The following is a 13,712-nucleotide window of genomic DNA, read 5'->3' as shown; positions in this document are numbered from 1 at the left end:
TTCGTGCGTTCGGTTTGTATAGCTACCTTTAATGGGGGCAGATATTTAAGAGAGCAGTTGGATAGTATTTTATCTCAGCTTTCAGCAGAAGATGAAGTGATCATTTCTGATGATGGGTCAGTAGATGATACATGGGATATATTGACTGAATACGCAGAAAAAGATAGACGGATAAAGCTTTTTTCAGGACCTCGTCAAGGGTTGATCGCTAATTTTGGCTATGCGATCCAGCAGACGAAAGGAGAGCTAATCTTTTTGGCAGATCAAGATGATGTTTGGTTAGAGACAAAAGTGAAAAAAATCACTGACTATTTTGAACAGCATCCGGATCAATTAGTAGTCGTTTCAGATTTGATCATTGTGAACAGTAAGCTGCAAGAGATCCATGCTTCCTATTTTTCATTCCGAAATTCCAAAGAAGGATGGGTCAATAATGTGATACGAAGTCATTATATTGGTGCAGGTATGGCTTTTCGCTCTTCGTTGAAATCCGATATTTTGCCGATTCCGTCAGAAGTGCCTATGCATGACATGTGGATCGGTTTGTTGGGAGGAAGGAAGACTGGGTTTCTGAGAGAACCTTTGACACTGTATCGAAGACATGATTTAAATGCGAGTGAGATTGAAACGCATTCTAAATTACGCCAAAAAATTTCCTGGCGTGTTCATCTGATTACGGCGTTGATCAAACGAAAATGGTTTAAACGTTGATAAAAGATGTTTAAATCCTTAATATTTCCATGACAAATATAACGATTGATGAGATAATAGCAAAGTGAAATTTGAAATCAAAAAGGAGAGCATATATCCATGAAGGGAATCATTCTTGCTGGGGGCAGCGGAACACGTCTGTACCCTTTAACAAAGGCAACATCGAAACAATTGATGCCGATTTATGACAAACCAATGATTTATTATCCAATGTCTACTCTGATGTTGGCGGGAATCAAAGAAATTCTGATTATTTCAACGCCACAAGATACACCACGTTTCAAGGAATTATTTGGAAACGGAAATGATTTAGGACTGCAGATCGAATATGCAGTACAAGAAAGTCCAGATGGATTGGCACAAGCGTTTATCATTGGAGAAGAATTTATTGGAGATGATAGTGTCTGCTTGGTATTAGGGGACAATATTTACTATGGTGGCGGTCTGTCTAAAATGTTGCAACGAGCAGCTTCAAAAGATGCAGGCGCGACAGTATTTGGCTATCATGTCAATGATCCAGAACGCTTTGGTGTAGTAGAATTTGATGAGAATATGCAAGCTTTGTCGATTGAAGAAAAGCCTGCTCAGCCAAAATCAAATTACGCAGTAACTGGCCTTTATTTTTATGACAATGAGGTGATTTCTATTGCTAAAGGAATCAAACCGTCAGAACGTGGAGAACTAGAAATCACAGATGTCAATAAAGCATATTTGGATAAAGGAAAATTATCTGTAGAACTTATGGGACGCGGATTTGCTTGGCTTGATACAGGAACACATGAATCATTGCTTGAAGCATCTACCTTTATCGAAACGATTGAAAAACGTCAGAATTTAAAAGTGGCTTGTTTGGAAGAAATTGCTTACCGTATGGGCTACATTGATAAAGAACAACTGCTAGCCCTTGCACAGCCTTTGAAAAAAAATCAATACGGTCAATATTTATTGAATTTGGCCGCTGAATAAGGAGTTCCTACAGATGAAAGTAACAGATACAAAATTAACAGATGTAAAAATCGTGGAAATGGATGTCTTTGGCGACCATCGCGGTTTTTTTACAGAAAGCTATTCAAAAGCAAAATTTGCAGAACATGGATTAGATTATGACTTTGTTCAAGACAATCATTCGTTATCTGCTGAAGCTGGTGTTCTTCGCGGGCTTCATTTCCAAAAAGGAGAAGCTGCACAGACAAAATTGATTCGTGTGGTTACTGGAGCAGTTTTAGACGTAGTAGTGGACATCCGCAAAGGCAGCCCGACTTATGGTCAATGGGACGGATTTATCTTATCTGAACATAATCATCGTCAGTTGCTTGTACCTAAAGGATATGCACATGGATTCGTTACTTTGACACCAAACGTGAACTTCCTTTACAAGTGTGATAATTACTATAATGCAGAAGCAGATGGAGGCATCGCATTTGATGATCCAGATTTAGCGATTGATTGGCCAATTGATCCATCAAGAGCGATTATGTCGGAAAAAGATCACCGTCATCCGACATTGAAAGAATTTGAAGCAGAAAATCCATTTGTTTACGGAGAAATCTAAGAATTAAGGAGAAATTTTCTTATGAAAAACATCATTGTTACCGGAGGTGCCGGATTCATCGGCTCTAATTTCGTTCATTACGTGGTAAACAATCATCCAGAAGTGCATGTCACTGTTTTGGATAAACTGACTTATGCAGGAAACAAAGAGAACTTGGCTGGACTTCCTAGCGATCGCGTAGAATTGGTCGTAGGAGATGTTGCAGATGCAGAATTAGTGGACCGCCTAGTAAAAGAAGCGGACGCAGTTGTTCATTACGCGGCAGAATCCCATAACGATAATTCATTAAAAGATCCTTTCCCATTTGTACAAACGAATATCATTGGTACGTATACACTTTTAGAAGCTTGCCGCAAGTATGATGTACGCTATCATCACGTATCTACTGACGAGGTTTACGGCGATCTTCCATTACGTGAAGACCTACCGGGACATGGAGAAGGCGAAGGAGAAAAATTCACTGCCGAAACACCATATAATCCTTCAAGCCCATATTCTTCTACAAAAGCTGGTTCAGATCTGTTAGTAAAAGCGTGGGTACGCTCTTTTGGCTTACGTGCAACTATTTCAAATTGTTCAAACAACTATGGTCCTTACCAGCATATTGAAAAATTTATACCTCGCCAAGTAACGAATATTTTAAGCGGTATTCGTCCAAAATTATATGGTGAAGGGAAAAATGTTCGTGACTGGATCCATACAAATGATCATTCTTCAGCAGTGTGGTTGATTTTGACAAAAGGCAGAATTGGCGAAACCTATCTGATCGGTGCGGACGGCGAAGAAGATAATAAGACTGTGATGGAATTGATCTTAGAAATGATGGGTCAACCAAAAGACGCATACGACCATGTAAACGACCGTGCAGGGCACGATTTGCGTTATGCAATCGATTCGACAAAATTGCGAGAAGAGCTAGGTTGGCAGCCTGAGTTTACGAACTTCCGTGATGGGTTGGCTGACACGATCAAATGGTACGAAGAACATGAAGACTGGTGGAAAAAAGAAAAAGAGGCCGTTGAAGCAGCATATGCCAAAAATGGACAATAATACAGAGAAAATTTCACTGTATTAATGGAAAAACACATGTGAGGCAGGCGCTCGCCTGCCTCTTTTTTAAAATAAAAATCAAGGAGCGGATAACCATATGTTTTTATTAACTGGAGGAAATGGACAATTAGGTACAGAATTGCGCCATTTATTAGATGAAAAAAATCTGCCATATGTTTCAACAGATGCAAAAGACTTGGATATCACAGATGCTGAGAAAACAATGGCTTATATTACAGAATTAAAACCGGATGTTATTTTCCATTGCGCAGCTTACACAGCAGTAGATAAAGCAGAAGAAGAAGCAAAAGAATTAGATGAGAAAATCAATGTCGATGGCACAAGAAATGTAGCGCTTGCAGCAAAAGCTGTGAATGCTCAATTCGTCTATATCAGCACAGACTATGTCTTCGATGGAAAAAACAAAAATGTAGAGTACGAAGTAGATGACCAAACGAATCCACTAAATGAATATGGTCGTACGAAATTATTAGGTGAAAAAGCAGTAGAAGAGATTTTAGAAGACTATTATATCATACGAACTTCTTGGGTTTTCGGGATTTATGGACACAATTTCGTCTTCACGATGCAACGCCTAGCGGAAACCCGCGACAAACTGACTGTAGTAAATGACCAGTTCGGGCGACCAACTTGGACACGTACTTTGGCAGAATTTATGGTATATGTTATCGAAGAAAAAGCACCATTCGGTATTTATCATTTGTCGAACGAAAATAGCTGTTCTTGGTATGAATTTGCCAAAGAAATATTGAAAGATACAGATGTGGAAGTAGCGCCTGTTACATCGGAAGAATTTCCACAAAAAGCAACACGTCCGCAGTATTCAGTCATGAGCCTGAAAAAGACAGAAGCGTTAGGATTTGCCATACCAACTTGGCAAGAAGCACTTGCGCAAATGCTGGAAGCTGCCAAAAAAATGAATAAGTAATTTCCTTTTTATCAAATAGAATTTGGAGCATGATATGGAAAAACAAACAAGAAGTGCACGACGAAAAGAAAAACCAAAAGCGAATCAGGCAGATTCGAATTTGGTGCTTGACCTGTTTCTAAAACTCCGATACCTTATTGGTGTTTTAGTCATCGTGGTCATTGTTACTTTTAATTTAAACGGAAGTTCACTTGGTGTTTGGGATAAATATGTGTCGCAAAGAGACGATGGGAAAAAAACTGATGTGATTTTTGGACAGAATCGGGAAGTGCGGTCAGATGAATGGCTGGTGCAGACACCTTTTTACCTCTCACAAGCTGAAGAGGACTTTCCGTTGGTGAACGAAGATTATTCATTGAACGGACAAAACATGATCATTGCGTATAATTCTCCTGTAAAGGATATTACGGTTATCGGAAAACCATTCAACTGGGGATTCTTTTTTCTCGGAAGAGATCGAGGCCTTTCCTTTTATTGGGCGATGAAATTAGTCGTCATGGTCTTGCTTGGATTCGAAGTACTGATGATATTAACGAAGAGAAAAAAAGCATTATCGCTGATTGGCGCATTTGCGCTGACATTTTCTCCCGCAGTCCAGTGGTGGTTCATGCAGCATGTGGGCGATTTGATTTTCTTTACTTTGGGATTGATGACTGCTTTTTATCATTATTTCTACAATCATGATAAAAAATGGCTGCGAACGTTGATGATGCTTTTGGTGGTTATTTTCGGTATTGGGTTTATTTTAGTGATTTACCCAGCCCATCAAGTGATGCTGGCGTACTTGCTGATTTTTTATTTTGTTGGCCTGCTTATTTACTACAGCAAGAAAATTTCTTGGGATCTGTTGGATGTAGTGTTGATTGGAGGGGCAGTTTTATTTATTGGCGGAGTCATGGTTCATTTCTGGCTGACGTCAAAAGACGCATTGTTAGCTTCTTTGAATACCTTATATCCAGGAAAACGAGTCAGTACCGGTGGAAAGTGGACGATTGGCGAATTTTTTTCTTTCCTGACAAACTGGAAAATTCCTTTTGAAGACATCAACTATTCGAATAACTCTGAAGTGGCTTTGTTCTATCACTTCTTTCCAACTGTATTCCTAGCCAGTCCATTTGTGTTATTTGGCAAAAAAGATAGTGAACAAAAGTTATTGGGACGTATTTTGATGATTTTTTGTCTGTTTTCTATCTTTTGGATTACCGTTGGATTGCCAAAATGGCTAGCAGAAATTACTCTGCTGTCTTATGTTCCTCCTTTAAGAGCCATCCTTACTTTTAGTTTTGCGGCTTGCCTATTATCAATTTGGTTCATCGCTTATATTTGGAGAGAAGATGTTATTCCTATTTGGTATAAATTCATTTTACTGGCAGTAAACGCATGGTCTTATTTCTATGCAATTACTCATTCGAAGATGGATAATTATTTTTCAGATTTCGAAACCATCGCAGTTGCTGTGTTGGGAACAGTGATTTTAGCTTTTGCATTATTTGGCTGGAGACGCTTGTTTTATCTTGCTTTTGCCGCCGTGATCATCGCATCTGGTTTCTTTGTCAATCCAGTCGTAGAAGGTACTGGAGCGATTTTTGAAAAAACACTGGCAAAAGAAATCCGAAAAATCGATCAACAAGACCCTGGCAAAGTCTGGTTGACTGAAGATGAACTGTATAATTTCACCCCAACTTTGGGTGTGAAATCTTTCAATACAGTCCGCTTTTATCCAGATATGGCTGCATGGAAGAAAATCGATCCAAAAGAAGAATATGAGAAGTATTATAATCGGTATGCTCACACAAGAGCTTTTATCGCTAAGGAAGATACAAAGTTCATTTTAGATCGTCCAGATATGTTCTCGGTCACGTTGAATTTTGAAGACGCAGAAAAGTTAGGGATCAACTATGTAATCAGTAAGCGACCGTTAACTGATTACAATCAGTTATATGAAGCTCAATTCACACAACTATATGGACCGGATAAAGATGGTTATATGATTTTTAAAGTAGAATATCCCGATTATCCAGTTGTACCACAAACACAAACTCAGGAAAATCAGCTAGTCTTACAGTAATGGGCTAGCTGAGAATAACCCTGAAGTATTATTAGAAAGGAGAGTGGAGATAATTCAAGCAATCGTACAAAAATTTGTCAACAAAATGAGTGCTGGTTTCTTGCTTTTGCTGCTGACGCTGGTCTTTTCTGTTTGGACAGCAGGATTAAGCTTCCCAGCCACTTTGTTTATATATAACAACAGTTCGCTACTTATCACTTTTAGTGTGGCTATTTTGCTCATTTTAAATGTTTATAAAGCAAAAGGCGTCGATTTTCTTTATTTAGGTGTTGCGCTTGCACTTTTCATTTTCTTTTCTTACTTTCGGGAATTAAGAAATGAGTCTTTATTTGGAGATTTACTGTTTCCTTTGATTATTTTATTTTGTTTAGTAATTAAATGGATTGAGTGGACAAAATGGGATCGCGGGATTTATCTGCTTGTCTTTACGGTCTTCCTCGGAATCACGTTATATCGTGTATTTACAGAGATCCAAGTACCAGAAGGACAAAGCATCTGGGCTCCAGGAAATTCGCTTTCTGATATTTGGATCAATACGAATACAATCGGAAGTTCTTTGATGACTCTTGCTTTATTGATCAGCGGATTTGCCAGTTCTTTTGAACGGTGGTATGTTCGTATCATCGGTGGGATAGCAGTCGTTGCAGCCTTTTTAGGTATTTGGGTCTGCCAATCAAGAGGCGCATTAGTTGCATTGATTGTTTTTGCGATATTGGATCTTTTACCTAAATCATTGATGCGTGTCATTCGTGCACCGTTTATTGCCTATACGGCTACGATTCTTTTGGCTTTGCCGATTTCTTATCTAGCCGCTGTTTCCGAAAAAGTCAATTTGTTTACCGGTCGAGAAGATATTTGGCATAAATTCTATCAGACGCTAGGAGAAAAATCTGAGCAAGTTTTACTAGGGATGAAAACATTCATCTTCCAACGAGGAAACCAATTTTTAGGAAACCACAATAGTTATAATTCTATTTTGAATATCTATGGGTTAATAGGGTTTGGAATTGCTGCTTTGCTGCTTATCCTTTTTATTGGTCGTTTAACGTTGAAAGCAGATTTGTCCAACGGGCAGATGACTTTTATCTGGGCCTTTTTTGCGGTGATGATGCAGTCATTTATGGAAGATACATTGACTTCATACCCATGGGTTCCGATTATTTATATCCTATTGGCTATGTCCGTTCATCGCTATGACGAAACGAAAGTTATGGAAGAATACTATGACATAGAAGAGCCATATGACGACATGAATGCTGGAGATCCAAGTTATGAGGAACAACCAGATAGCGCTCATTCTTCCAGGATCCAACGCTATCATTGATAGGCGCAAAATACGAGAGAGGCTGTGACAACCGTCACAGCCTTTTTTGATTTATTGCAATTGTCTAGCATCTTCTGTAAAATAGAAACGTTAGAGAAAATCTTGTATCATAGAAAATTAAGAAATAAATAAGAACGCAGCTCGGTACCAAAAATATGGTAAAATGGCACTTGACTGTAATTCACTGAAATCGCTTGGAGGAACACAAATGTTTAAAGATTTGTATTTATTTATGAAGGACATTTATCAGAACAGAAAATTACTGCTACAGTTTTCGATCAATGACTTCAAATCAAGATATGCAGGATCGTTTTTAGGGATCTTATGGGCGTTTATCAATCCGTTATTTACTGTATTGATTTATTGGCTGGTATTTGGCGTTGGATTGAAAGCACAAATGATCGATGCAAAATACCCATTTATCGTATATTTAGTTACCGGGATGATTCCTTGGTTCTTCTTCTCTGATGCCTTTGCATCAACTACGGTTGTTTTTCGGGAATATACTTATTTAGTAAAGAAAGTCGTATTCAATATTCGTATCTTGCCCACGACGAAAATCCTATCCAATTTGTACACCCATTTATTTTTCATTCTGATTGGCATAGCTGTTGCGCTTATAAATGGTATATATCCTTCAGCCATGTCTTTACAGCTGATTTACTATCTATTTTGCATGTGTGCTTTCTTGACAGGATTGACTTGGCTGACAGCATCCATCCAACCATTTTTACCAGACATCATGCAATTGATTACGATCGTCTTGCAGTTGATCATGTGGACGTTGCCGATATTATGGAGCCCGAACCAGTTTGACTCAGGTCTTGTAAGCATATTGAAATTAAATCCGCTGTACTATGTTGTTCAAGGCTATCGTGAGTCGTTTTTAAGTGAAGCTTGGTTCTGGGAGCATGGAACATATACTTTGTATTTCTGGGTGTTCACATTAGTAATGTTCGTAATCGGCTCTGCAGTGTTCCGTAGATTGAAACCACATTTTTCAGATGTGCTGTAAGGAGAATAGCTATGACAGAATATGCAATTAGACTAAAAGATATCACAAAATCTTATAATATGTACGCAAAACCGTCGGATCGATTTCGTGAAGCTCTTAATCCTTTTAAGAAATCCTATCATGATGTGTTTTATGCGTTGAAAAACGTGAATGTAGAAATAAAAAAAGGTGAGATGATCGGTTTCGTTGGAGAAAACGGATCCGGAAAATCTACGATGTTGAAAATCATTACAGGGGTACTGACACCAACATCCGGTACGATGGAAATCGAAGGGAAAATCTCTGCTTTGCTAGAACTAGGTTCAGGATTTAATCCTGAGTATTCTGGCTATGAAAATATCTATTTAAATGGGATGGTACTAGGCTTTTCAAGAGAAGAAGTCGATGAAATGGTCGATGATATCATTGAATTTGCTGACATCGGCGACCATATTTATCAACCTGTAAAAACTTATTCAAGTGGGATGTTCGTTCGTCTAGCTTTTGCTGTAGCAATCAATGTGAATCCTGATATTTTGATTGTAGATGAAGCATTGGCAGTAGGAGACCTTGAATTTCAACTAAAATGTATGGAAAAATTTACAGAAATCAAGAACTCGGGAAAGACGATTTTATTCGTTTCTCATGATATCAGTTCGATTCGCCGTTTTTGTGATCGTTCCTATTGGTTGAAAAACGGAGAAGTCGTCGAATATGGCGATACGATGGAAGTAACGACGAATTATGAAAACTTTTTAAAGAAAAAATCAGTTAAAACAGTGGATCGGAATAAAAACCAAGTAGAACGGTTCGCCGCTCCAGATATCGTCGACGTGACGAAAGCGGAATTGTTGGATAAAGACAAAAATCCGGTGGATATGCTGGAACAAGGAGAAAAACTATACGTTAAAGTAACTTATGAAGTAAAAGATGATACAATCAAAAATCCGGTTTTAGGAATTGCGCTACGAACAGTCGACAATTTTTATGTGTGCGGACTCAATACTCTACTAGATGGTATCAAGATTCCTTGGAAAAAAGGAGAGAATATCTTTTATCTGGAGTATGAAAAGTTAGGTTTGTTAGCTGGTGAATATTATTTTGACGTTGCGGTCTTTGAAGAAAATGCAACGGTTCCTTTGGTATATAAGACAAAGTACATGAATTTGTTTGTCAGCGGTTCTTATATCGGAGAAGGCATCGTGGTCTTAGACCATAAATGGGAAGAAGGGACTCATAGCAATGAAATATGATTTTGAAATGGACCTAGATGAACAAAGCAGTGTGGGAAAAATTGCCGCACAGATCAAACCAGGAAGTAAAGTTTTAGAGTTTGGTCCCGGAAACGGCCGATTAACGAAACATTTAATCGGTGCAAAACAATGTGAAGTGAGCATTGTTGAGTTAGATAAGGAATTGTTCGATTTTGTCAGCGAATTTGCTCAAGATGGATTTTATGGTGATATCGAAAGTTTTGAGTGGGCAAACTATTATGCTGGACAGACATTTGATTACGTCTTGTTTGCGGATGTTTTAGAACATTTGGTAGATCCTGGAAAAACATTGAAGAAAGTCAGAGAATTTTTGAATGAAGAAGGAGAGATCCTGATTACATTCCCTAACTTGGCGCATAATTCTGTCATGATCGATTTGTTCAATAACCAATTGCCGTGGGCTTCTTATGGTCTCCTAGATGAAACCCATAATTCTTTTTATACTCATGATGGCTTCCAAAAAGTTTTTGAAAAAGCGGGATTATTCATTAATATTGAAGATTATTTGTACTTAGCTGTAGGTGATACAGAATTAAAATCAACTTATGAAGAATTGCCGGAAGCTGTACGCTATGATTTCAAAATGCGACCATTTGGTGAAGTCTACCAATACTTTTTCTCATTGATGAAACATCCAGTAGCACAAAGTTCCATTGCACAGCCACAAAACTCTAATTATGTAAAAGTGTTAGAAGTAACCCAGCAAACGAAACAAGATGAAACAATCCAACAAATACCATTCAATAATTTCACAGGGGAAAATGAGACACTAAGTTTCCCCGTGTCAGAAGCAACAGAAAGAATGGTGTTTCGCTTCGCACAGCAACCTAGCTTTATCGAATTCAGCGCAGAAGCTGCTGGAGAAAAACTCACATTTATCGATTCGAATGCTGTAGTCAAAACAGTAAATGATTGTTATTTGTTTGATGGGAAAGAATTACCAGAGTTCGTTCTAACGGATATTTCTGGGAAAGAAGTGACGATCCATTGTCACTATCGCTTTATCGGGGAATTGACACCAACAATGAAAGAATTGTTGGAAACGATTCGTCCCATGGCTGAAGTCACAAAGCAGCTTTCTGAGAAAAATGATGAATTAGAAAGAGAAAATCATCATCTTCTTGAGGAAAATACAAGACTAAATCATATGTTAAAAACAACCACAAATCGCTATTGCACATTGTTGGAAAGTGATGAATGGACAATCAAACATAGACTAGGACGACGTAAGAAAGAAACATCGAAAAAAATCCAAGAAAAAGAGCTTTCTATATGTATTGACGAGAAAATCTGGGATGCAGAAACAAAAATATTAAAAATCATCGGATGGGGAATCGCTAATTCGGATCGCCAGCCATTGTCCTATAAGTTATCAGCTGACCAATCGCCATTTTTCGAAGCAATTCCTGTTTCACGAGAAGAAGTCAATCAAGCAGAACAGCTCGCAAAAGGAACAGAAGCGGGATTTGAATTACGAATCCTTTGCGAGCAAGAACGTTCATTCTTAGTGGAAGCAGTGGCTCAAAATGGCCAATCATGGATCATTGAAATGTAAATAATGATTAACTTATAAAGATAAGGAGTAAACGAATCGTGCAAAAAAAAGAAATTGCCGTATTTATCGATCAAATCACTCGTGAACGGGCCACTGGCGATTTGCTTATTGTGGGCTGGGCAATTGATGAAGTGACCAAAGAAATCCCTACGATAAAGGTAGAAAAAGAAAATGTGATTGCTGAAGCAACACATGTCGTAAGATTGGATATCAATCATTTATATAATCTTGATGTTAAGACCCAAAGCGGTTTTAAGGTACGTTTATCAGGGAAAATGAGAGGAAAGGCAATCTTAGACTTCCAAACAGCGAGACATCAAAATGGCATAGCTGTGAAATTAAACGGTAAATACCCTTATGATGACGGCATTGAATCTTCATGGGAAAGAAAAAAAAGATTACTGAAAAAAGGGATAAATTATGCAAGGACTCATGGCGTAAAAAAAGCGATCCGCCGAGTCAAACTGGAATTGAAGCCAGGATCGATCGACTATGCAGAATGGATCAGTCGTCATGAGAAACCAGATCTGAAAGAGCAAAGGAAAGAAATACAAGGATTTGCGTACCGCCCATTGATTTCCATACTTATGCCTGTCTATAACGTTGAAATCAAATGGCTCGAAAAATGCATTGATTCGGTACTGGATCAAACATATGCTCATTGGGAACTATGTATCAGTGATGATGCTTCCACTGATCCAGCTATCCGAAAGTGTCTGGAATCCTATCAAGCAAAAGATGATAGAATCAAAGTCGTTTTCCGACAAGAAAATGGACACATCAGTCTGGCAACTAATTCTGCATTGGAAATGGCAGAAGGAGAGTTTATAGCACTCTTAGATAATGATGATGAATTACCGCCATTTGCATTATATGAAGTGGCAAAAGTGCTAAATGTACATCCAGAACTGGATTTGATCTACAGTGACGAAGATAAAATCGATGCAGACGGCAATCGCTTTGATCCGCACTTCAAAGCAGACTGGTCTCCTGATACATTGATGGGAAATAATTATATCTCTCACTTAGGCGTATATCGAACAAGCATTGTTAAAGAACTTGGCGGTTTCCGTAAAGGCTATGAAGGTTCTCAAGATTATGATTTGGTCCTTCGTGTGACAGAACAAATCCCTGCAGATCATATTTACCACATTGACCGAGTCTTGTATCATTGGCGGACGATCCCAGGATCAACTGCAAGTAATGGTGAAGCCAAAAGTTATATCTATGACTCCGGAGTGAAAGCACTGACAGATGCCCTGTCTAGAAGGAATATCAAAGGAAGCGTACGTCCTGGCAGAATTTCTGGATTTTATGAGATTACTTATGACGTCTTGCAAGAGGATTTGGTCAGTGTGATCATTCCAACGAAGAATGGCTATGAAGATCTAAAAACTTGTGTAGATTCGATCATCGAAAAAACATCTTATTCAAATTATGAAATCATTATTGCGGATAATGGAAGTACAGATCCAAAAATGCAAGAATTATTTGCAGAATACAAGCATCAGCTGAAAGACCGCTTTATCGTAGAATTGATTGACATTCCATTCAATTATTCTCGAATCAACAATTTAGCAGCAAAAAAAGCAAACGGCAAATACTTTTTATTCTTGAATAACGATACAGAAGTGATTGAGCCAGATTGGATGACGGCGATGGTTTCTTATGCACAGTTTGATCGAATCGGCTGTGTAGGAGCAAAATTGTTTTATCCAGATGATACGACGCAGCATGCAGGAGTATTATTAGGAATCGGTGGTGTTGCAGGGCATGCATTGAATAACTATGATCGAACACATTGTGGTTATTTCGGCCGATTAGTCATTGACGTCAATTACTTAGCAGTCACTGCAGCTTGTATGATGGTCAAGGCAGCTGACTTCAATGCTGTTAACGGGTTTGATGAAACATTAGAAGTAGCATTCAACGATGTTGACTTGTGCTTGAAAGTTTATGAACTGGGTCGTTACAATGTCTATGCACATCAAGCGGAATTGTACCATTTCGAATCTAAATCAAGAGGTTATGAAGATACACCAGAAAAACAAAGACGTTTTGCTGGGGAAATCAAAAAAATGCAAGATAAGTGGCCTTCTTATATTGCTCATGACCCATTTTATAACGATAATCTAACTAAAGAAGGAATCGGCGATTTTTCGTTGAGACCTGATTGATCAAAGAACTGTATTTTCATTTTTATTGATGAAAATACAGTTCTTTTAATTCAGAAAT

Annotated in this window: 11 protein-coding genes; all 11 read left to right on the top strand. The window is 38.3% G+C overall.

Annotated elements, in window-relative coordinates; translation table 11 throughout:
- Positions 1-3: 3 nt before the first annotated feature.
- The 11 genes from IGK53_RS09015 (at position 4) to IGK53_RS08965 (ending at position 13,654) form a co-directional block, all read left to right on the top strand.
- Positions 4-711, top strand: a complete 708-nt coding sequence (locus IGK53_RS09015; RefSeq protein WP_002292885.1) for a glycosyltransferase family 2 protein — start codon at positions 4-6, stop codon at positions 709-711.
- Between the two features lie 99 nt (positions 712-810).
- Complete coding sequence (gene rfbA, locus IGK53_RS09010; RefSeq protein ID WP_002292884.1) at positions 811-1,677, top strand: glucose-1-phosphate thymidylyltransferase RfbA; 867 nt, start codon at positions 811-813, stop codon at positions 1,675-1,677.
- Positions 1,678-1,690: 13 nt separating this feature from the next.
- A complete protein-coding gene (gene rfbC / locus IGK53_RS09005; RefSeq protein WP_002292883.1) occupies positions 1,691-2,263 on the top strand; it encodes a dTDP-4-dehydrorhamnose 3,5-epimerase in 573 nt (190 codons plus the stop codon).
- A gap of 21 nt (positions 2,264-2,284) precedes the next feature.
- Positions 2,285-3,313 (top strand): dTDP-glucose 4,6-dehydratase, encoded by a 1,029-nt coding sequence (rfbB, locus tag IGK53_RS09000; RefSeq protein WP_002292882.1) that lies wholly within the window; start codon positions 2,285-2,287, stop codon positions 3,311-3,313.
- Positions 3,314-3,410: 97 nt separating this feature from the next.
- Positions 3,411-4,262 carry a dTDP-4-dehydrorhamnose reductase gene (rfbD, locus tag IGK53_RS08995; RefSeq protein WP_002315336.1) on the top strand — a complete coding sequence of 284 codons (852 nt, stop codon included), beginning with the start codon at positions 3,411-3,413 and terminating at the stop codon, positions 4,260-4,262.
- A gap of 34 nt (positions 4,263-4,296) precedes the next feature.
- Positions 4,297-6,330: a DUF7657 domain-containing protein gene (locus tag IGK53_RS08990; protein ID WP_002329035.1), complete on the top strand. Its 2,034-nt coding sequence runs from the start codon at positions 4,297-4,299 to the stop codon at positions 6,328-6,330.
- A gap of 43 nt (positions 6,331-6,373) precedes the next feature.
- On the top strand, positions 6,374-7,654 hold the full coding sequence (locus tag IGK53_RS08985; RefSeq protein ID WP_025478854.1) for an EpaQ family protein: 1,281 nt from the start codon (positions 6,374-6,376) through the stop codon (positions 7,652-7,654).
- 208 nt (positions 7,655-7,862) lie between these two features.
- Positions 7,863-8,669, top strand: a complete 807-nt coding sequence (locus IGK53_RS08980) for an ABC transporter permease (RefSeq protein WP_002289081.1) — start codon at positions 7,863-7,865, stop codon at positions 8,667-8,669.
- Between the two features lie 11 nt (positions 8,670-8,680).
- Positions 8,681-9,901, top strand: a complete 1,221-nt coding sequence (locus IGK53_RS08975; protein ID WP_002289079.1) for an ABC transporter ATP-binding protein — start codon at positions 8,681-8,683, stop codon at positions 9,899-9,901.
- Positions 9,891-11,477, top strand: a complete 1,587-nt coding sequence (locus IGK53_RS08970) for a class I SAM-dependent methyltransferase (RefSeq protein WP_002329037.1) — start codon at positions 9,891-9,893, stop codon at positions 11,475-11,477. The genes IGK53_RS08975 and IGK53_RS08970 overlap by 11 nt, the downstream gene beginning before the upstream one ends.
- Before the next feature lie 38 nt (positions 11,478-11,515).
- Entirely contained in the window at positions 11,516-13,654 is a 2,139-nt protein-coding gene (locus IGK53_RS08965) for a glycosyltransferase family 2 protein (RefSeq protein ID WP_002329038.1), read from the top strand.
- Positions 13,655-13,712 lie beyond the last annotated feature (58 nt).

The organism is Enterococcus sp. DIV1224, from assembly GCF_050555455.1.
Taxonomy (GTDB): Bacteria; Bacillota; Bacilli; order Lactobacillales; family Enterococcaceae; genus Enterococcus_B; species Enterococcus_B lactis.
Note: the sequence above shows the minus strand (reverse complement) of the source record. Positions and strands in the feature narration are given on the sequence as shown.